Here is a 20,111-nt window from a genome sequence, read left to right on the forward strand (position 1 = left end):
ATGAAGACATCCCGGCGCCTTGCGATCGCACGCACCAGACGCCGCTCCTTCCTCCACGGAGATCCGTCAGAAGCGCCCTAGCCCTTGAGGGGGTTGGACGCCAGGTCCACCAGGTTCTTGCGGGGGTCGGAGGCGACGAAGCGGTTGAACTGGGTGAGGCAGGAGAACAGCAGGAGCCGGCTGATGCGCGGGTCGTGCACGGTGACCTCGTAGTTGGAGCGGATTCCGGCGGGGCGGGAGACCTCGAAGCCCTCGGACGCGTCCGACCCGAACCGCAGGCAGTGCGGGAGGATGTCGTTCACCTGCGCGATGTCGAACGCCATCCGCACGGGGGAGTCGAGGCGCAGCAGGCTCCCGGCGCCCACCGGCTCGCCGGTCAGCTCGCCCAGGTCGCGCTGGGCGAAGGTCCAGCGGTCCGCGCCGTGTGTGGGGCTCTTGCGCTCGACGCTGCCCACCGGAGTCCGGTCCGGCAGCCACGCCTGCCACTCGTTGATATAACCGACGCACTCGGTCAGGGCCTGCCCGGTGGTCACGGTGTATGGGCGGGCGCCGTCGTAGTGCGTCTCCTTGTGCGCGCGGACCACCGGGTCCTGCCGATCCTTCACGCGCGCCAGGAAGGTGGTGTGCGAGTGGGCGTATTCCACGGTGACGGTGAAGGAGTTGAGCGCGTTGAACGAGGCGAACGAGTCGGGTGACTGGGTCACGGCCGGCCGTCCCCGGGACGCGGGCCGCTCGACCGGCCGGTGGCGTCCTGGCGGGCGCTCCTGCGCTCCGGCAACTCGGCCCCGATCTGGTCCGTGGCCGCGCGACCCGCCTCGTCTACGGGGTCCAGCACTGAGGCCGGGTGCTCGGGGTACGGGGGATTGACGGGTCGGTACGACGACATGGGCGCCTCCAAAAGGCCGTCAGGGGTGGGTGGATGGGGCTCGTGGGGACGGAATCGTCCTGCGATGGCGCTCGGAATCCCGACAGGAAACTCCCCCAAGTGACGCCGGGCCAGCGGCCTCAGGGAGCGCGGGCAGGCGGGGCGAACACCCCGCCGGTCGCACCGTCACCGTCCCCCGTGGACGCAACCCCGTGACCTCATCCGCGTGCCTGTTGCCGCCGCCCCCGCGTCGTGGGGATGCGGTACGAGGCCAGGCTGCCCGGGCTCCGTCCGGACAACGGACCGTTTTTGGCGGGGCTTTAACACCTCAAGAGGCTGCCTGGGCGTTTCGTTGCCCACTTTTGCGGGGCACGGGGGTGGACACCGCCGTCAGTGTCGTCGATGGCACGGTCAGGCCGAACTGCCCTTTGTGGACGGCGAATTGACGGTGGATAGTCCCCCTCTCGCCCCTACTTCTCCTTCTCTAACAGCGTCAGCAGCAGCGTGACCACGACGACGCCGATGCCGATGGCGGTGCCGAGTACCGGGTTGACGTAGGCGAGGTAGACGGCCAGGCCGCCGAGTACGAGCACGAGTGCAGTCCGAGTCTCCATGCCTTGAGGTCCCGGTGGGGCGCCGGGATATTTCATCGGGGTCGACGTGAAAAGAAATCGGCGGCCGGCACGTCCTTCTATCGAGCCCGGGGCCGCCGCCGTGGTACCCGGTCAGTGGAGAGGACGACGCATGAGGCAGCTCTCAGGGGACGGCGACGGCTCCGGGGAGGCGCAGTGCCCACTGTCGAAGGAACGCGAGGCCGAGCTCATGGCGGAAGTGCTGCGGGCCATCGAACCGCGGTTGATCTCCTCGATCACGCGAGTGACGCACGACTACCACCTAGCCCAGGACATCACCCAGGAAACCTGCATCGCGGTCCTCCAGGAGTTCCGCCGCGGCACCAAGTTCCAGAAGCCGATCGTCGTCTTCGCGACCGTCGTGGCCCGCAACAAGCTCCGGGATCACTGGCGCAAGGCATCCTCGGGAGAGCGGCTCTACGACGAACCTCCCGAAGGCGCCCGGCAGTTCGCCACCGGCCTGTCCGTCGGACTGGAATACCTCGAACTGCTGGAAGCGGTGAAGACGGCGATCGCCGACGATCGCCAGTCAGCCGTGTGGGAACTCACCCACGTGTGGGGCCTCAAGGGCATCGAGATCGCCGCGCAGTTGGAGATCTCCTCGGCGACGGTCAGTCGCGAACTGGCGGTGGCCGAGGCCAAGGCGAAGCGCTGCCGGGACGACGAGGAGCCGGCATCTGTGTAAGAGGGTCCTGGGCTCCCGGCGGTCGCCGCGCGCGGCCGCCGCGCCTGGGCCCCACCGCAGTGCCGGATCGGACCTCGCCTGGGGGCCATGGCGCGGAGGCAATTGATCCGTGGCCCCCAGGGTGGGACCGATCCCGCCATTCCTGGAATTGGAAGGGTGACCATGAGCAACACCCCAACCTCTCCGCACGAGAGGATGTTGGCGTACCTCCGGGAGGGGGAACGGCTCGTGCCGCCGGCGGTGTCCGGCGTGCCTGACTGGTCGGCTCGTTACGTCACGATGTCTGCGGCGGCCGCGGAGCCCACGACCGCGGCCGCGCACTCCCCCGAATCCCCTGATCTGTCGCCGGAAGCCTGGTACCGGGACAGCCTCGACGAGGCGGCGCTCGGGCGATCGGTCGTGAGGTGGTGAAGCGATGACATTCAGACAGCGTGCAGGCGCTGCGAGCGTTGCCCACGGGAACCATCGGACCCACGGGAGTCATCGGACCGATGGGAATCATCGGGCCGATGGCATCCATTGGGCCGATGGCATCCATGGGACCGATGGGAAGTCCTTGTGTGTCGGGGAAGTTCAGTCTGCCTGGCGTGGGCAACAGGGGGAGCGGCAACGGCCACTGGGTTGACCGGCTGGCGCAAGGATCGGGCGACGCGGCCCACTCGGGGGATTGGCCGCGTCGCCCGACCGCATGTGCACCGCGTTACGGATCGAGGTCGATGGGCGCGAGGCGCTGGGACGCGCACGAGCGGTGCCGCGCCGTCGGCCGTCCGGCCGTCCGCTCCGCAAAATATTCGATGCTTCGTCACATTCACCAACACCATTGTTCTATGCGGGATTTGGCATGCATATCCGCTACATCGGGATCAATCACCCACTCCGGGGCGCGCTCCCTGCCCTCTCGCGCCGCGAACGCCTGTGAAACGTGAGGCGGTAGTTCTTTGATGTGAAACGAGTCACTTGACGTGGCGCGGGCGTCCGCATTCACTTCTGCCGCGGTCGAAGCCCCATTCGACGGCTTGCCACTGGGGAACAGTCCTTCCCCGCGATGGAGGTACGGATGAAGTTCGTTCGTCTCGTGAAGCGGATGCGCAGCGACAAGAGCCTCAAGGCGTACGCGTGGTACGGCTGGATCTGATCGGCCCACGCCCGTAGAGGACGGTGGTGGGTCGGGAGTGACGGCCCGCCACCGGCCGCGTTCCCGGAGGTTCCCGATGTCTCAGCGACCGACCGTCAGCCGTGGTGGCCGGCAGGTGCGCTTCGCGCCCAGGATCGAGGCGCTGCTCAGCCGGCACACCGGCCAGGACCTGTTCCGGCTGGAGCCCACCACGATCGGCGTCGCGGGCGCCGACTTGATGGACGCCCTGCTCCGCAGCCGGCCGGCCAACGCCGAGGAGCGCCCGACCTTCAAACCGGTCCTCGGCCGGCACGTCAGCCGGGCCGACGCGGCCACCTACATGCAGGCCGTCGCGGCGGACGTGCGAAAGGCCCTCCAGCGCCCGTTGGAGACATCGGTCGACCTGACCGGCCCGTGGCCGCAGGTGCCGCACGCCTACCTCCGGGACCTCGTCTTCGGACGGGAACTCCTGCGCTTCAGGGTCCTGGTCGACCGCAGGCTGGAACTCACCCCGAAACTGACCTGGTCCGCCGTCACGTCGGCCGCCGCCCTGCTGCGCCGCCCCGACAGCACGGAACCCCTCTCGAAGCTCGCCACCCTCGTCCTCGGCGCCACCGGCTTCCCCGACCGCCGGTACGCCATGTACCTCTACCGACGAGTGGCCGCACCCATCTGCTTCACCGTGGCCGCACTGGTCACCAACGCCGTCTGGCTGGGCGCGCCGTTCGACGACGACGTGCCGAACCGGCACCTGATCGCCGAGGCGCTCCGGCTGCTGCCGCCGTCCTGGAACATCCTCCGGGTCGCCGCACCCGAATTCACCGCGCTGGACGCCCGTATCGGCCCGGCGGACGACGTCCTGCTGCTGCCCCTGCTGAGTCACCGCGACCCCGCGCTGTGGGAGGACCCGGACGTCTTCCGCCCCGAGCGGTGGGCGGACCTGGACCCCGACGACCACCCCGGCTATCTGCCGTTCGGCCACGCCAACGAACGCTGCTGGGGTCGCCACATGGTGCTGCCGCTCGCCGAACGCCTCCTCGACCTGGTGCGCCGGGACGGCCTCACGGTGCGCCCCGCCCAGACTGTCGGCCGGGTCGAACTCGACGGCCTGATGGAAGTCGCGGACGTCCGGGTGACCCGCGGATGACACGACTGCTGCTCTGACTGGCCGCCGACGCCCCGTTTGCAGAACGATGACGCATCGTCATGATGCTTTCTCCGCAGCGCCGTTGGCCTGGTGCGGGCGGTGGAGGTGCGGGGTGGTCGGCCGGTGCCGCGGGCGACGGCGTCGGGGCCGACCCTCGGTGCCGTCGGCGATCCGGCGGTCCGGTTCCGGCCGGGGCCGTCGTGCATTCCGGCGGCATCGCCCGCGCGTGCCGGGCCCGCGACTCAACTCCTCGATGGAAGCCGACCGTTGGCGCGCTTCGCCCGTCGCCTCGGTGAGGACGGCGGCGACGGCGTCGTAGGAGAGGGCCTGTGGCTCGGTGAAGATCCGTCAGAAGCGCCCTAGCCGTCGCTGGACCAGCGGAAGCGGCGGGCGGCGAAGAGGATGCCGAGGAGGAGCCAGGCGGCCAGGACCAGGGCGGTTTGCGGGTGTTGCCAGCCACCGCCGACCTCCTGGCTGGCGAAGGAGTCGGGGAGCAGGGCCGAGCGCATGCCTTGGGCCATCCACTTGACCGGGAAGAGCTCTGCCACGTACCGGAGCCAGCCGGGGACGTTGCCGTAGACGAAGTACACGCCGGAGATGAACTGGAGGAGGACGGCGAAGGGGGCGACCACGGCCGAGGCGCTGCGGCCGCTGCGGATGAGGTTGGAGAGGGCGATGCCGACGGTGGCGCAGGCGGCGCAGCCCAGGATGCCGACCCAGGCGAACGTCAACCAGCGCGCCGGGCTGGTGGGCAGCGGGACGCCGTAGCACAGACCGGCGATGAGGAAGAGCAGGGTGATCTGCGCGGCCGAGGTCGCCACGACGAGGATGATCTTGCCGGCGAAGTAGACGGTCCGGGGCATGGGGGTGCCGGCGAACCGCTTGAGGGCGAGGTTGTCGCGTTCGATGGGCACGGTGATGGCCAGGCTCTGGAAGCCGGTGCTCATCAGGCCGGAGGCCACGATGCCGGCGAGCAGGTACTGGGTGAATTGCACGTCGGGCGTGAGGCGTTGGGAGAACGCGGAGCCGAACACGGTGAACATGATCAGCGGGAAGCAGAAGGTGAAGATCATGCTTTCGCGTTGCCTGGCGAACTGCCGCAGTTCCATCCGGCCCTGGCGCAGACACAGGGAGACCAACGACCGGCGGCGGGGGGCGGGGGTCTGTGCGGTGGCCGCGGTGGCGGGCGGGGTGGTGGTCTCGGTCATGCGCGCTCTCCGATCATGTCGAGGTAGATGTCCTCCAACGACAGGCGGGTGACGGTTAGTTCGGGGATCTCGTTGGTGAATTGGGCGGCGAGTTGGCGCACCAGCGCGGTGGGGGTGGTGGTGCGGACGGTCTGCGGTCCGTCGGGGCCGCGCCAGTGGACCTCGGCGGTGCCGTTCTCCCGGCCGCCCAGTCGCGCCGGGGTGTCGACGGCGATCACCCGGCCCTTGTTGATCACGGCGACCCGGTCGGCGAGGTTCTCGGCCTCGTCCAGATAGTGCGTGGTCAGCAGGATCGTGGTGCCCTGGTCCCGCAGGGTCCGGATCAGGGACCAGAAGCGGCGGCGCACCTCGGGGTCGAAGCCGGTGGTCGGCTCGTCGAGGAAGAGGAGTTGGGGGCGGCCGACGATGCCCAGGGCGATCTCCAGGCGGCGGCGCTTGCCGCCGGAGAGCTTGTTCAGCCGGCGGTCCGCCTCCTCCGTGAGTTCGGCCAGGTCGAGGGCTTCGTCGACGGGGAGGGGGTGGGAGTAGTAGCCGCCGAAGAGGTCGACGACCTCGCGCACGGTGAGGGTGCCGAAGTCGGCGGCGCCCTGGAGGACGATGCCGATCCGGTCGCGCCAGGCGGGCGTGGGGTGTCTGGGATCGGTACCCAGGACGCTGACCTCGCCGCCGTCCGCCCGGCGGTGCCCCTCCAGGATCTCCATCGTGGTGGTCTTGCCGGCGCCGTTCGGGCCGAGCAGGGCGAGGATCTCCCCGGTGTGGACGTCCAGGTCGACGCCGTCCAGGGCGGTGAGGGAGTGGTAGCGCTTGGTCAGTCCGCGGACGCGGATCGCGGGACTTCCCTCCTCCCGGGGGCGGTTGGGGGACCGGGGCGGGGCGGGCGCGGGCATGGCGGTGTCCTTCGGGCGGATCAGTGTGATGCGGGTCGGTGTGATGCGGGGAGGTCAGTTCGGTGGGGTGGGGTTCGGTTCGATGGGGTGCGGTTCAGTGCGTTGGGTGGGGGTGGTCGGGCTGTTGGCGGGTTGGGCTTCGGGCGGGCCCAGGCGGTGTTCGGGGCGGGTGGTTCCGTGGGCCGGGTGCCCGAGTTGTAGCAGCAGGGTGCTTGCCGGCAACTCGGTGTGCAGGCCGAGCAGTTCGTCCAGCCTGTCGGCCAGTACGTCGGCGTTGACGCGGGAGGCCAGTCCGCGGGCGGCGGCAGCCAGGCCGGCGCGCTGGGCGGCGGTGCCGACGCGGGTGTAGTGGAGCCGGACCCCGTCCGCGCCGTGCTCGCGCAGCGCGTGGGCCGGGTCGGCGGCCCAGACCAGCCCCGCCGCGGCGTTGAGGAACCCCTCGCGGACGAAGTCCTGGACGGCGCAGGCGGCCAGCGCCGGACCGGGGCTGCTGAGGGAGATCGGAAGGAGGCGGTGGCGGTCGGGCAGATAGCGGAACAGGCCGCGGGGCAGTCCGGCCACATCGTTGACGTAGCAGAACAACTGACCCTCGTCGGGTGCGGCTGCGGCCAGCACGGTGGCGAAGTCGGCGATATTGATGGGCAGTTGGGCGAATCCGCGCAGGGCGGCGCGACGGTGGGAGAGGCCCCGGGCGAGGTTGAGGGGGTGGGGGCAGGGGAGTTCGAGGGTGGGGTGGTGGGGGTCTGGATGGGGCGCCGTCGTGAGGGGCGCCCGTTGGGCGGCATTGCCCCCGATGGGGGTGGCCGGGCCGCGGTGGAGGGCGCGGAGCAGCGCGGCCGTCCGGGGGAGCAGTGCGTCCACCGGGCCGGGGGGTGGTCCCGGGGATTGGCGCGGAGTGGCGGGTGGGCGTTCGGGGGGTGGGGTTGGGGATGCGGTGGGTGCCACGGGGTGGAAGGCGACGACCTCGGTGACGGGCTCGGCGAGCGGGTCGAGGCGCAGCAGGCCGGCCGCGACGGCGGGATCGAACGGCGCGACACGCACCGCCCGCAGCCCGGCGGACGTTGCGACGACCTCGCACTGCGCGGTGACGACGCCGGTCTCCACGCAGCCGTAGCGGTAGCCGAACTCGCCGTAGCGCGCGGCGATCGTGCCCAGCGACACCGTGCACACCCAGCCGGACGCGGCCGTCGGCGACATGCCGAGGGCCGCCCGGTGGTCGCCGGCCCGGACGGGCAGCAGGCGGTGGTGCAGCGGGTCGTAGCGGTAGCAGCCCTCCGGCAGCACGCAGTAGAGGGTGACGCAGTACAAGGCGCCAGCGGACGGCACCGGGCGGCGGGGGACGGGCCCGCCGCCGGGCTCCCCGGCCAGCGCGCCGAGGTCGCCGACCAGCGGCAACCGGTCCAGCCCGGTCAGCCACTGGACGCGGGTGAGGCCGTAGACGGTGTGCAGGAGCGCGCCCAGGTCGGGCTGGGAGCCGGAGTCGGGGAGTGGCGGCCAGGGCAGGGGGACGGCGGCAAGACGGGTGTCGGGCTTGCCAGTTGGGGCGGTGCCCGTGCCCGAGTCCGGCCAGGCGTGCACGTCCGGTGCGGTAGCCGGCAGCCGCACGGGCGCCGGGACGACCTGCGGTGCCAGGTAGTCGACGACGGCCGGCTCGGGGTGGAGGCGAGGGGCGACCGCGTCCCCACAAAGGCTCATCGGTCGGGGTCTCCCGTCTTCGGGGACGGGACCAGCGCCCGGACCGAGGCGGCCGCCAGGGCCAGCAGCATCCGGTGGCGGCGGCCCGGCACGCCCAGCCGGTTGCCCATCAGCGCCGTGTACTCGTCGAGGACGCGCAGCAGTTGCACCTCCGCGGCCCCGGAGGCCGGTAACTGGGCGGCGCGGACCGCGCTGGTCAGCTTCGCCAGGAGCGGGTGGGTGGCGTCCATCCAGCCACCGAGCGCCCAGAACTCCTCCTCGCGCGGCGGTGGCGCGCCCGGCACGCACTGGTAGGGATGGGTGGCCGCCCCGTCCCAGCCCCTGGGCAGCATCCAGATCCCCCGCAGCAGTGTGACGAACTCCTGCCGGCCGGCGGCGAACTCCTCGGTCAGCTCCGCGGATTCCAGCACGCCCGCCAGGTTGCCGGCGGCGACCAGGGCCTCGGACCGCGCGCGCAGGTCGGCCGGCCGGCGCAACTCATGGGCGCGGTTGGCGAGGAGGAAGGAGAGCACCTCGGTGTCGCGTTCGGCCGCGTCGGGCCCGTCGAGCAGCATCCGCACGGCCACGGCGCTGGCGGAGGCCAGGTGCTGTTCCTGCCACCGGACGACCGGGGGCGGGCCGGAGACCAGCACCGGGGGACGCTGCCGGTCGGGCGGCGGGTTGAGCAGCGCCTGGCCGGGGGCGGTCAGCTGGCGGTGCAGTTGGTGCCGCACGGCCTCGCCGGCCCCCGGTTCGGTGACGTGGAACCAGGTGCGCAGCCGGCCGGCGGTCCCGACCTTCTGGTAGACGAAGCGGTGCGCGGCCCCGGCCATCGCCAACTGCTCGACGGCGGGGGCCAGTACGTCCCGGACGGCGACCCCGAGGTCGGGTGCCACGTCCAGGTCGAGCGCCACCCAGTCCGCCGTCTCCTCCGCAGTCATGTCGTCCCCTCCCGATGTCTGCATGGTTGTCTCTCCTCCTCCGCGGGGTTGCGCGTGCGGCCCCGTTCCGCCCGCTCGCCCCGCCGGTGGGATGGCCCAACGGCCTTGTCGTATGGCCCTGTTGGCCCGGCCTCCGGCCGCCTCGTCCGCCCTATCCGTGGATCCGGGACATCAGGTTCGGGCCCGGTCTGCTGCGGGCCACGGAGATCTGGAACAGCGGGATGTGCCGGCGGTCGGCGAGGTCGAACTGCGCGCGGACGGCGTCCGCGTGGTACGAGTTGGTGATCCGCGCCGCCGCCTGGCACCCCGCGGCGCCCAGGCAGATGCGGTGCGCGGCCTCGCCGGCGAGCGCGTTGAGGATGCGGTAGCCGCGGGCCCCGAACCGCCGGTCGGCCCAGGTGCGGTCGCCGACCACGTAGACCACGGCGTTGACGTCCGCGTAGTGGGGCTGTAGCCAGCCGCCCACCTCCGGTCCCACCGGCGGTTGGTGACGGTGCCGCAGCAGGGCACGCCCGTCGTCGGCGAGCCGGTAGGAACCGGGCTCGACGCCCTCGACGGTGCGGAGTTGGGCGTAGATGCGGAGCGGGGCAGCGGAGGGGGAGAAGGTGTCATGAGTGAGCTCGGTGCCCATGCCGGTGCCGGCGTCCACGCCCGTGGCCGTACCGAGACCCGCGCTCATGCCGTGCCGGGCCGCGAAGCGGAAGAGCTCGTGCAGTGCGGTGCGCGGTAGCGGCCGGCGGACGGGGGCGAAGAAGCCGGGCCCCGAATTCCGGCCGACGACCAGGGCGTCCAGGTCCGCCTCGCCCACGGGTGTGCAGTCCACGGGCGGCCCGACCGTCTTCGGTACCGACGCCGGCTCGGTCGCGCCCTCGGACCAGTCCACCCCCGCGGTCTCCTCCCACACCACCGCCCGCTCCATGGCCACCAGGCGCGGGCAGTGCACGGCCACCGGCCTGGCCGGGTCCTCCGCCGGGGGCAGGGGAACGGGCGCCGCGGTGGGCCGAGGCGCGGGCAACCGGGCGCCGCGGCCGCGCCCGTCGCGCAGCACGACCACGGCGTACGGCGACTCCTCGCCCGGTGTCAGGCCCAGGAGCCGCGTCAACTCCCCGTCCGGGAAGAGGTGGTGGACGTCCGCGGAGAGCCCCAGCGCCGCGGCGACGAGGGTGAGGCTGCCGGTGACCAGGCCCGCCTCCTGGGAGCAGAGGCGGTAGGCGTAGTCCCGGTAGACGAACGCGGTCTGCCAGAACCGGCTGGTCAGCACGGCGACGCCGACCACATCGTCGACGTCGCCGCCCGTATCGCCGCCGCCGTTCCCCGCATCCTCCGCGCCCACCAGGCCAACCAGGTACGACACCAGGTCGCCCGCAGCCTTCTCACCACCGGTTCCCTCGCCCTCCCGGAGCGGGATCAGGGCGTGGTGCGCCGGGTCGTGGGTGTAGAGGCCGGGGCGCAGCGGTGCGCAGGACGGGGCGCGCAGGGCGAGATGGAGCTGGGTGGGGAACAGGCACCGGGGCGAGGCGACGGTGCGGTGCAGGGCCCGGCTCTGCGGGTTGGGCATCGGCTCGTAGCGGATCAGGCCGTTGGCGTGCGCGAGGAGGGTGGACCAGGTCCGCTCGTCGCATCCGTCGTCGAGGCTCTCGCCGAGCCCCGGGCGACCGACGCCCAGCCGGCCGGGGCGGCTGAGCGGGACCGGTCGGGCGCGCAGCCGCTTGGGGAACTGTGGCGGGGCGAGCGGGTTGTTGGGCATCTCCTGACGGCCGGCGATCCCGTCGGCGAGGTTCTCCAGGCTGAAGTCCCAGAAGGCGGCCAGCGGGTCCTTGTCCGCCGGTCCGCCGGCTGACTGGCCGGCCGGGGCCTCGACCGCCGTCATCATGTGCCTCCTGCTCGGGGTGTGGGGGTGGGGGCCCGTGGGGCCGTGGAGCTCCCGCGGGCTCATGGGAAGGGGTGCGGGTGCGGGTTGATGTCGTCGCGGGTGAGCGGGGAGGCCCGGCGGCCCAGGGCGACCGGGACGGTGGCCAGCCGCGGCAGGTCGGCGAAGCGCTGTCGCCGGTGCCCGAAGACCATCGGCAGGGCGCCGGTGACCAGGACCTTCACCGCCCGGAATCCGCCGGCCAGATGCTCGGCGCTGCTCTGGTCGACGACCACGACCTCCTGGCCGCAGTCGGCGAAGCGGGCGACCAGCGCGGTCAGCGAGGCCGTCAGATCGCTCTCCCGGGATCGCCACCACAGCCCCGCCAACTCCTCCGGGGCGACCGGTGCCCCGCCACCTTCCCCATGGCCTTGGGCCGGGTCTTCCCCGTGGTCTTCCCCGCGGTCGAAGAGGAAGTCGAAACGGGGCCGGGCCTCGGGGGTGGCGGACGCCAGGACGTGGTCCAGCAGCGTCATGACCTGGTCCGGGTCGCGGGTCAACTCCCGTGCCCGGTCGCGCTCGGCGGCGTACTGGCGGGCGATGTAGTCGACCGTCTGGGACAGTTCGTGCAGCGCGCCCAGCAGGCCGTCCTCGGGGACCAGCGACGAGCCGCCGGTGCAGACCACCCGCGGCCGGTCCGGGTCGCCGGTGGTGTCCTCGGCCATCACCCAGAACGTGGGGACGCCGTTGTCCACCGTGGTGGCGAAGGCGTGCACCCGACAACCGTGCCGGTGCCGGATCCTGGCCTCGATCAGCCGGACGTCCGGGCCGCAGCGGGCCAGGTCGATGCGGGGCGGGGTCATCCGCGCGTACCAGGTCAGCAGGAACGCGTCCCGCTCGGCCACCTCCAACAGGCCGTGCAGCGCGGCCTCCTCCAAACTGGCGCCCAGCGCGCACCCGTTGGAGATCTCGTAGGCGATCCGGGGGCCGGCACCCGGAAGGCGGTGCCGTCCGTAGTAGGCGAACTGCTCGGGTACCAGGACGGGGCGCCGGGCGGTGAGCGAGTAGCCCCAGACCCAGGGGAGGGCGAGTTCGGGGTGGTAGCGGTGGAAGGGGCCGTCGTCGGTCAGCTCGTCCTGTGGGGGCAGCCCGAGCCGGCGCGGGTCCAGGGCGCGCTCGGCCAGCTCGCGGTACGAGCCGTGCACCACCGTCCGCTTGCCGCGCGGGAGTTGCCCGGCGAGGCGCTCCAGCCCCTCGGTGACGGCGACGTCGCGGCAGGAGTCGAAGGTGGTGGTCCGCCCGTACCCGAATTCGGCCATCGGGCCGTCGGCGAGGTCGTGCGTCCCGGGGACGACCACCGGGGCCTCGGCGAACGGCAGGCCGTGGCCCATGGAGAGGGAGACCTCGGGCACGACGCCGGCGAGCGGGTCGAGGTAGGTCCGCACCAGTTGGGCGGGGTCCAGGGCGCGCTGTCGGCTGCCGCCGGGGTGCCCGGTGGGCCGGGAGGCCAGCGGCACCACCGCCCGCTCCGGGGAGTCGTCGGGGAGGTCGCCGCATACCGCGCAGCCCGGTTCGGGCAGCACCCGGTGGGTGGTCACCCGCAGGGTCCGGCGGTCGAGGACGACGACGGGGCGGGTTGCCGGGCGGCCGTCACCGTCCGCGTCGGGCGCGGAAGTTGGCGCCGTCTCCCAGCGGTCCCACGCGGCCAGCACGCGTTCCAGCACGGAGCCGAAGAGTCCCCCGGACGGCACCGGGCGCCCGGCGGCCGGTTGCGACGCCTGCGCGCGCACCGCCGCGTCCGCCCGCCGCTGTGGGGTCCGGCGCCAGGCGCGGCGGTCCACACAGGTGGGGCAGCCGGGCCGCCCGGGGGCGACCAGCGGGCCGATGACCACCTGGCCGGGCTCGGCCAGTACCGGCAATACGGGCTCGCCGCGGTGCCGGGCCAGTCGGCTGGCCCCCGCGCCGTCCCAGGTGTCGGACGCGAAGACCGCCGGCCCCTGGGGGAGCGGGCGCCGACGCAGCGCATCGGCCAACGGGCCGCTGCCCAGGACCGGCGCGGGCCCGACCGCCGCCTGTCCGACGGCTTCGCTGGCTTCCATGACCTGCTCAGGCATCGCCGATCACCACCCGGACGCCGAAGCGGATCAGTTCGGCCAGCGCCGGATCGTCGTCCAGCACGTGGAGCACCGCGCACAGCCCGGCGGCGCGCAACTGCTCAAGCGTCGCGGCCAGTTGGTCGACCCCATCGGTCGTGGCCAACCGTGGCTGCACGGACGGCAGCTCGCGCGCCGGGTCGCCCCCCGTGTCCGCCGGGCCGCCGGACTCCGCCCGGTGGTGGGCCAGTTGCCAGGCCAGCAGGGTGTCGTGCAGGCCGGCCGACAGCGCGGTGCGGGCGTCGGGGTGCACCTGGACGGCGACGGTCGCGCCGTCGAGCAGGAACGCGTACGCCGGCAGCGCGGCGGCGGGCGAGGCGATCCGGTGGACCGCCCAGCGCGCCTCGGTGGTCGTGAGCAGGTCCACGCAGTTCCGGTCCGCGGCGGCCAGTTCGGCGAGCGGCACGGGGGCGGCGGACGCCCCCTCGGCCGGCTCCCCGGCAGCCTCTCCGGCTGTTCCCGCGGCCGCCGCTTCGGCCGGGCCCCCGGTGGCGCGCTCCGGTACGAGCCGGGCGAGCGCGGCCAGGATGCCGGCCAGCGCCGAGCGGTCCAGGTCGGCCTCGGCGGCGATACCGTGCGCGTACCGGCCGGTTCCGGGGACCGGCAGCGGGCGTGCCAGCTCCGTGACGAGGTCCCAGCCCGACTCGGACGCGGGCCGCGGCGACGCCTGCCGGGCCAGCTCAAGGGCGGTGGCCGCGGCCCGGCGCAGCGCGTGCGCGCGGGCGCCGTGGGCGGTCTGCGCCGCGCCCCAAACGGCCCGCGGCGCGGTGCGCAGGCCCGGGTCGGCGACCCTCGCCTCGGTGACGAACAGCGGCAACTGCGGGTAGTCGCGCTCCCGCACCTCCGGGATCGGGCCCAGATGGCGGTCGCAGGCCGCCGTGAGCCGCTCCAGGAACAGCGGGTCCGGTACGGGCTCGGCGGCGCGCAGGAGGCGGACACGGCGGGCGGGCGCCGGCTCGGCACGGAAGTCGTCGGCCCCGGAGTCGCGTGCACCCGAGGGGGCGAGGACGGGGTGGTGGTCGATCTCCAGCGTCGCCGTGTCCAGCCGGGCCATCGCGGCCAGCTCCGGCATGGCCACCCCGGTCAGGTGGCAGAACGCCCGGAACGCGAGCTGGATCGCGGCCAACTCCGGTACGGGGCCCCGATAGAGCTCGTCGGGGCTGGGACCGGCCCGCAGCGCCTGACGCTCGTCGTCACTACGGGTGGCCAACAACCGCCGCCACGCAACGCCCCCGTACAGGTACCCGTTGTTGTCGTCCGCATCGGGGGCATCGGCCGCGGGCGTGCACGCCGGCCAGATCCACACCGCGTCACCCACCACGAGCCCCTGGACCAACGGGATTTCGAGCCGGGCGCAGCACGCACCCACCGGGCCACGGGCGTCGGCCCCGGGGCGATCGGCGAGGTGCAGCACGACATCGGCCGGGCGCAACAGCGCCTCCCAACCCGCGGACTCCGCCCCGCCGGGCGCGGTCACGATCGCCAACTGGCCCGGCACCTCGGGCAACGCGTCGGCGAACTGGCGCACCGTCCGCACGTCATCCGCCTCGGGCAGGACCAACGTCAACTCCCCGGCCCCGCAGTCCGTCAACGCGCTGAGGAACCCCCGCGCCGCATCGGGACCGCAGACGCAGACCAGGCGGGCGGCGCGGAAGTCCTGGAAGCGGCGCTCGGCCGAGTCGGTGAAGTAGTCGATGAACTGGACGGGCCCGGCGTACCGTTCGGCCTCGGCGGCACCGAGGGTGTGCGGCCGGTCGGAGCCGGTGTCGCGGACGAAGCCGCGCTCCAGCAGCGTGCCCACCAACTGCCGCACCGGGGGGCGTTGTGGGTCGGGCACGGCGGCCAGCAGCTCGTCCAGCGTGGCGGCGCCGGTCAGGGCCGGGGCGAGGGCGGTGAGCAGCCGGTGCACCGAGGCGCCCTTGAGGAACAGGCTGCCGCGGGTGCTGCGGACGAAGGCGCCGTCGGGCATCGCGGCGAAGTACACGTCGCCGCGCAGTCGCGGGCGCACCGCACCGGTGGTCTGGACGGTCGCGGTTCGGCGTGTTTGACGTTCTTCTTCCATGGCCTCGGCGTCGTTTCGGGGAAGTGGTTCGGTCCTGGAGGAACCGGCGGTGGTGGCCCGCCGGACAGCGCGGGCCACCACCTCGGTCACCGTCAGGTGCAGCAGCAGGGGCAGCAGCAACAGCAGCAGTTGCCGTGCCCGTTGTCGTCCATGCGCACCTCAAGTCCGCCGTCGGTGACGCCCGGCAGCGATCCGATGGCGGGCACCGCGGCCGAGGAGAACTCGCTGGCCTCGACGACCTCGAAGTCCGCGGCCTCGATCCCGTCGAGATCCAGGCTGAGCAGGGCAGCGTTGGACATCGGTCTTCACCTCCTAAAGGTTTTCTCTGGTGGGTTGTTGACTCCTCCGGCACCGTCACGGACCGGAAGTCTGGGTGCGGGTCGGGCGGAACCGTCGGATCACCGGCGACCGCCGGTCGGCCGGAGCCGCCGCCAGCGGCGACCGCCCGGCCGGTCGCAACCGCCGGGCCGGTCCGCACCGACGGTTCAGCCCGCGCTGGTCGCCCGGGTGCGGGCCCCGGTGCGCAGGGCCGTCAGCTTCTCCCGCAGTAGGGGCACGACCGAGGCACGGAACATCTCGATCGAGCGGCGCGCCTGCGCCAGCGGCATCGCGCCGATGTCGACCTGCCACAGGATCTGGTCCACCCCGCCGAAGTCGCGGACCAGGCGGAGGATGCGCTCGGCGGCGGTGGCGGGGGAGCCGACGATCGCCCCGTTGATCTCCCGGATGTAGGCGGGCGTGACGCCGGCCAATTTGCGGCCGAAGTCGCCGTAGCCCTGGTAGTCGCCCGACTCGCGGCCGTTCCAGGACTCCACGGCCTCGGTCCACACCTCCAGATAGCGCGCGATGTGCCGGTCGGCCAGGCGCTCGGCCTCCGCGTCGGTCTCGGCGAGGATCAGCGGCAGGCTGGTGGCGATCCGCGGGGTGTGTCCGGCGGCCGCCGCGGCGTCGCGGTAGAGGTCCACCAACGGCCGCATCCGCGCGGCCGGGTTGAGCGACGGGGTCATCAGCAGCCCGAAGCCGTTGCCGCCCAACCACTGGAAGCTGCCCGGGGTCATGCTGGCGGCGCCCCAGACCGGCGGGTGCGGACGCTGCACGGGGGAGGGGCGCCCGGTGGCCTGCCGGTAGGAGAAGTACGGCGTCTCCTCGTCGATCCGCTCCTCGGTCCACAGCCGCAGCACGGCCCGGATGGTCTCCCGGTAGCGGTCGGTGGACTCGTCCAGGGAGACCCCGAACGTCTCGAACTCCTGGGGCAGATAGGCTCGGGCGAAGCCGACCTCCAGCCGGCCGCCGCTGATCGCGTCCACCATGGCGGCCTCGGCGGCGAGTTGGACGGGGTGGTGGAAGGCGGGCAGCACGCAGCCGGTGATCAGTCGCAGCCGGGTGGTGCGGGCCGCGACGGCGCTGAGGAAGTTCAGCGGGCTCGGGCAGTAGCCTCCGTAGTCGGTCAGGTAGTGCTCGGTCATTTTGGCCGAGGCGAATCCGGCCGACTCCGCGAGCGTGCAGAGCGCCAACGCGTCGGAGAAGTACTCCGCCGCCGACTTCCACTCCTCGCGGCAGTCCGGGAGGAAGGACACTCCGAACTGCATGACGTGCTCCTTGTTGCGGGGCGCCCGCCGACGCCCCCGTCTGGTGCGGTGATTACGGACCGTCAGTCTGTGCGAGCGGTCATCGGGCGGTCATCCGTCGGATGACCTGGCAACTGACTGGGCCGAGGGCCACGCCGACCCCGCGAACCCGGCCGTGACCAGCGGCGGAGTTCTCCGATGGCATGCAACCCAGGGGGTATACACACTCGTCATACGACGGGGGACCAACGCGAGAGAGGACACCGTCGGATGCTGGTCGGGAGAGAGCTGGAGCGGGATGAGCTGGGCAGGCTCCTCGACGACGCGCGCAAGGGGAGCAGCGGAGCGCTGGTGTTGCACGGGCCAGCGGGGATCGGCAAGAGCGCGCTGCTGGGGGACGTGGTGCAGCGGGCCGAGCCGGACGTGTGGGTGCTCCGCGCGGTGGGGGTGGAGGGCGAGGTGGAGCTGCCGTTCGCCGCGCTGCACCAACTGCTGCTGCCGCTGATGCCGTATGTGGCGCGACTGCCCGAGCCCCAAGCCGCCGCGCTGCGGGGGGCGTTCGGGCTGGCCAGCGCCCCCGCCGAGCCGTTCCTGGTGGCGCTGGCCGTGCTGACCCTGCTCTCGGACGCCTCCGAGGACGTGACGCTGCTGCTGGTCGTGGACGACGCGCACTGGCTGGACGGGGCCACGGCGGACGCGCTGATGTTCGTGGCCCGGCGGATGGAGCGGGAGAGCATCGCCATGGTCCTCGCGGTCCGGGACGATGCCTCCCGGCCCTTCCCGGCTCCTGGCCTGCGCCAGTTGCAGGTACAGCCGTTGTCGACGCCGGCGGCCTCGGACCTGTTGGCCCGGCACCTGCCGCGGGCCACGCCGACCGTCCGCGAACGGCTGCTGCGCGAGGCCGGCGGCAATCCGCTGGCCCTCATGGAGCTGCCCACCGCGCTGCGCCCGGACCATTTGGACGGCAGCGCCGCGCTGCCCGAACACCTGCCGCTCAGCGAGCGGTTGCACCAGCTCTTCCGGCACCGCGCGCTGAGCCTGCCCGCCGATCACCACCGGGTGCTGCTGCTCACCGCGGCGGAGAGCGACGGGGACCTGGCCACCGTCCTCGGTGCCGCCGGCGACGCCGAGGCGGCCATGGACGTGCTCAGCGCCGCCGCGTCGCAAGGGCTGCTCCACCTCGACCAGCAACACGTCCGGTTCCGGCACCCGTTGGTGCGCTCCGCGCTCTACCAGGGCGCCCCGCTCAACGACCGGCGCGCGGCCCACCTGGCGCTGGCCGATGCCGTCGGGGAGGAGGACGACCGGTACGTCTGGCACGCGGCGGCGGCCGCGCTCGGCACCGACGACACCGTGGCCGAGCGGCTGGCCACGCTCGCCGAACGCACCCGGCGCACCGGCGGGGTGGCCACCGCGGCCCAGGCGTTGTGCCGGGCCGCCACGCTGGCCTCCGACCCCGGCCGCCGGGCCCGTTGGATGGTGGAGGCGGCCGAGTGCGCCTGGACGGCGGCGAAGACCACCCAGGCCGAGTCGCTGTTGGACCGCGCCGAGACGTTAACGGACGACCCGGCGCTGCGGGCGCGCACCGCCCGGGTGCGCGGCGCCATCACCCACGCCAGCAGCGATCCCGCCCTGGCCTGCCGGATGCTGCTGGACGGCGCCCGCCTCGTAGGGGGCACCGATGCGGAACTGGCCGGGGAACTCCTGGTGATGGCGGCCCGCTCGGCCTGGGTCGCGGGCGACCCGGCACGGCTGACGGAGATCGGCGACGCGATCGGCCGCCTTCCGCACGGTCCCGTCGCCCAGGCCGACGACGCCACCGGCGGGAACGCCCCGCCCGGCCTCAGCGCAGAACGCGCCGCCGCCAGCGCCTACTTCTCCCGCCACTTCCACTACTTGGGCGGTCTCGGCCACGGCTCCCACCCAAGGAGCCACTCCTCCCCGCCCGATATTCCGGTCTCCGGGATGGCCTGGCTGTCCCCCGCGCACCCCCGGCCGTGGGTGTGGCCGCCGGTGTTCCTGCCGTACCTCACCGGGACGACCGAGGAGATGCTGCACGCGCACCAGCGCGCCGTCGACGAGCTGCGCAAGGTCGGTGCCTTCGGCGCGCTGCCGATGTCCCTCGCTCCGTTGGTGGCGCTGCAACTCGTCACCGGCCAGTGGGCCGCGGCCGCTTCCCACGCCACCGAGGCGCTCATCCTCGCCGACGACACCGGCCAGCTCGGCGCCGCCAGCCATCTGCGCGCCATGCTGGCCTGGGTCGCCGCCGTGCAGGGCAACGGCGACCGCTGCCGTGCCCTGGCCTCGGAGTCCCTGGCGCTGTCGGCGCCGCGCCGCATCAACTCGGCCATCGGGCTGGCCCAATGGGCACTGGGGCTCCAGGCGCTGGCCGAGGGCCAGCCGGACCGGGCCGCCCGGATGCTGGGCGAGGTGGCCTCACCGGGTGGGCCCACCGAACACTTCATGGTGAGCTGGTTGGTGCTGCCGGACCTCGTCGAGGCGTCGGTGCGGGCCGGGGACCCGGAACCGGCCCGGGCCGCGCTGCACAGCTTCGAGGAACGGGCCGTGCCCGACCAACTCCCGCACCTGCGCGCCATGTGGCTCAGGTGCCGGGCCCTGCTCGCATCGGGCGAGGACGCGGACGCGCTGTTCACCGAGGCCCTGGAGGCCCCGCACCCCTCGGCCTTCGACATCGGCCGGACGCACCTCCTCTACGGCGAGTGGCTGCGCCGCAACCGCCGCATCAAGCCCGCCCGGGACCATCTGCACCAGGCTGAGACGTATCTGTGCATGCTCGGCGCCCACCCCTGGGCGGAGTTGACCCGCCGGGAACTGCGCGCCGCCGGCGACCGGGCTCCGGACCAGCGGGCATCCGAGCCGACCACCGACCTCAGCCGACTCACCTCACGGGAGCTCCAGATAGCCCGCCTGGCCGCCGAGGGCATGAGCAACCGGGACATCGCCGCCCGGCTCTTCCTCAGCCCCCGCACCGTCGGATACCACCTGTACAAGCTCTTCCCCAAGTTGGGCATCACCTCCCGCACCCAACTCCACGGCAAGACGTTCGATTGAAGGGAAAACCAGCCGCGAACTGGCCTGAATTCCCCAACCGCCCCCGATCCGGACGTTCGAGGGCATGTTCCGGCCAGGGATGGCGGATCGGATTGCGACGTAAAGGGTCTTTAAAACGTTGTCGTCCGGTAGGCGCGAGACGGGTCGACCCGACGCGGTGTGACGGCCGCACCGCGAAGGTCACCGAAGCCCCTTTCCCGCACCACGCCAACCACACTGATTCCCACGGGAGTTCCCCTGTGATTGCCACGCGA

Annotated in this window: 17 protein-coding genes; 5 read left to right on the forward strand and 12 right to left on the reverse strand. The window is 73.0% G+C overall.

Annotation, left to right across the window (positions count from 1 at the left end; all coding sequences use genetic code 11):
- Positions 1-77: 77 nt before the first annotated feature.
- The 3 genes from PV796_RS35460 to PV796_RS35470 all read right to left on the reverse strand — a co-directional run bounded on the left by PV796_RS35460 (position 78) and on the right by PV796_RS35470 (position 1,479).
- Positions 78-704 (reverse strand): hypothetical protein, encoded by a 627-nt coding sequence (locus PV796_RS35460; protein WP_274917845.1) that lies wholly within the window; start codon positions 702-704, stop codon positions 78-80.
- The gene (locus tag PV796_RS35465) at positions 701-886 is read right to left on the reverse strand and encodes a hypothetical protein (protein WP_274917846.1); all 186 of its coding nucleotides are present in this window, start codon (positions 884-886) and stop codon (positions 701-703) included. Before PV796_RS35465 ends, PV796_RS35460 begins: the two co-directional genes overlap by 4 nt.
- 449 nt (positions 887-1,335) lie before the next feature.
- Positions 1,336-1,479, reverse strand: a complete 144-nt coding sequence (locus PV796_RS35470; RefSeq protein ID WP_274917847.1) for a hypothetical protein — start codon at positions 1,477-1,479, stop codon at positions 1,336-1,338.
- Between the two features lie 130 nt (positions 1,480-1,609).
- On the opposite strand from PV796_RS35470, the gene PV796_RS35475 reads away from it, so the two are divergent.
- From PV796_RS35475 to PV796_RS35490, 4 genes are all read left to right on the forward strand, one after another.
- Positions 1,610-2,182 (forward strand): RNA polymerase sigma factor, encoded by a 573-nt coding sequence (locus PV796_RS35475; RefSeq protein ID WP_274917848.1) that lies wholly within the window; start codon positions 1,610-1,612, stop codon positions 2,180-2,182.
- A 162-nt stretch (positions 2,183-2,344) separates the two neighbouring features.
- Positions 2,345-2,593: a hypothetical protein gene (locus tag PV796_RS35480; protein WP_274917849.1), complete on the forward strand. Its 249-nt coding sequence runs from the start codon at positions 2,345-2,347 to the stop codon at positions 2,591-2,593.
- A 634-nt stretch (positions 2,594-3,227) separates the two neighbouring features.
- The gene (locus PV796_RS35485; RefSeq protein WP_020930389.1) at positions 3,228-3,317 is read left to right on the forward strand and encodes a tryptorubin family RiPP precursor; all 90 of its coding nucleotides are present in this window, start codon (positions 3,228-3,230) and stop codon (positions 3,315-3,317) included.
- 76 nt (positions 3,318-3,393) lie between these two features.
- Positions 3,394-4,443, forward strand: coding sequence for a cytochrome P450 (locus tag PV796_RS35490; RefSeq protein ID WP_274917850.1), 1,050 nt, complete (start codon positions 3,394-3,396; stop codon positions 4,441-4,443).
- A 359-nt stretch (positions 4,444-4,802) separates the two neighbouring features.
- Here the strand turns inward: PV796_RS35490 and PV796_RS35495 are convergent, their stop codons facing one another.
- From PV796_RS35495 to PV796_RS35535, 9 genes are all read right to left on the reverse strand, one after another.
- Positions 4,803-5,651: an ABC transporter permease gene (locus PV796_RS35495; RefSeq protein ID WP_274917851.1), complete on the reverse strand. Its 849-nt coding sequence runs from the start codon at positions 5,649-5,651 to the stop codon at positions 4,803-4,805.
- Positions 5,648-6,538, reverse strand: a complete 891-nt coding sequence (locus PV796_RS35500; RefSeq protein WP_274917852.1) for an ABC transporter ATP-binding protein — start codon at positions 6,536-6,538, stop codon at positions 5,648-5,650. Before PV796_RS35500 ends, PV796_RS35495 begins: the two co-directional genes overlap by 4 nt.
- Before the next feature lie 54 nt (positions 6,539-6,592).
- Entirely contained in the window at positions 6,593-8,233 is a 1,641-nt protein-coding gene (locus tag PV796_RS35505) for a hypothetical protein (RefSeq protein WP_274917853.1), read from the reverse strand.
- The gene (locus tag PV796_RS35510; RefSeq protein ID WP_274917854.1) at positions 8,230-9,177 is read right to left on the reverse strand and encodes a hypothetical protein; all 948 of its coding nucleotides are present in this window, start codon (positions 9,175-9,177) and stop codon (positions 8,230-8,232) included. Before PV796_RS35510 ends, PV796_RS35505 begins: the two co-directional genes overlap by 4 nt.
- 127 nt (positions 9,178-9,304) lie before the next feature.
- Positions 9,305-11,023, reverse strand: coding sequence for a hypothetical protein (locus PV796_RS35515; RefSeq protein WP_274917855.1), 1,719 nt, complete (start codon positions 11,021-11,023; stop codon positions 9,305-9,307).
- Positions 11,024-11,085: 62 nt separating this feature from the next.
- On the reverse strand, positions 11,086-13,116 hold the full coding sequence (locus tag PV796_RS35520) for a TOMM precursor leader peptide-binding protein (RefSeq protein WP_274917856.1): 2,031 nt from the start codon (positions 13,114-13,116) through the stop codon (positions 11,086-11,088).
- On the reverse strand, positions 13,109-15,337 hold the full coding sequence (locus tag PV796_RS35525) for a hypothetical protein (RefSeq protein ID WP_274917857.1): 2,229 nt from the start codon (positions 15,335-15,337) through the stop codon (positions 13,109-13,111). The genes PV796_RS35520 and PV796_RS35525 overlap by 8 nt, the downstream gene beginning before the upstream one ends.
- Entirely contained in the window at positions 15,310-15,516 is a 207-nt protein-coding gene (locus PV796_RS35530; RefSeq protein ID WP_274917858.1) for a hypothetical protein, read from the reverse strand. Before PV796_RS35530 ends, PV796_RS35525 begins: the two co-directional genes overlap by 28 nt.
- Positions 15,517-15,702: 186 nt before the next feature.
- Positions 15,703-16,806, reverse strand: a complete 1,104-nt coding sequence (locus PV796_RS35535) for an LLM class flavin-dependent oxidoreductase (RefSeq protein WP_274917859.1) — start codon at positions 16,804-16,806, stop codon at positions 15,703-15,705.
- 249 nt (positions 16,807-17,055) lie between these two features.
- Between PV796_RS35535 and PV796_RS35540 the strand changes: the two genes are divergently transcribed.
- Entirely contained in the window at positions 17,056-19,857 is a 2,802-nt protein-coding gene (locus PV796_RS35540) for a helix-turn-helix transcriptional regulator (RefSeq protein ID WP_274917860.1), read from the forward strand.
- Positions 19,858-20,111 lie beyond the last annotated feature (254 nt).

This window comes from Streptomyces sp. WZ-12 (assembly GCF_028898845.1).
In the GTDB taxonomy this organism is placed as follows: domain Bacteria; phylum Actinomycetota; class Actinomycetes; order Streptomycetales; family Streptomycetaceae; genus Streptomyces.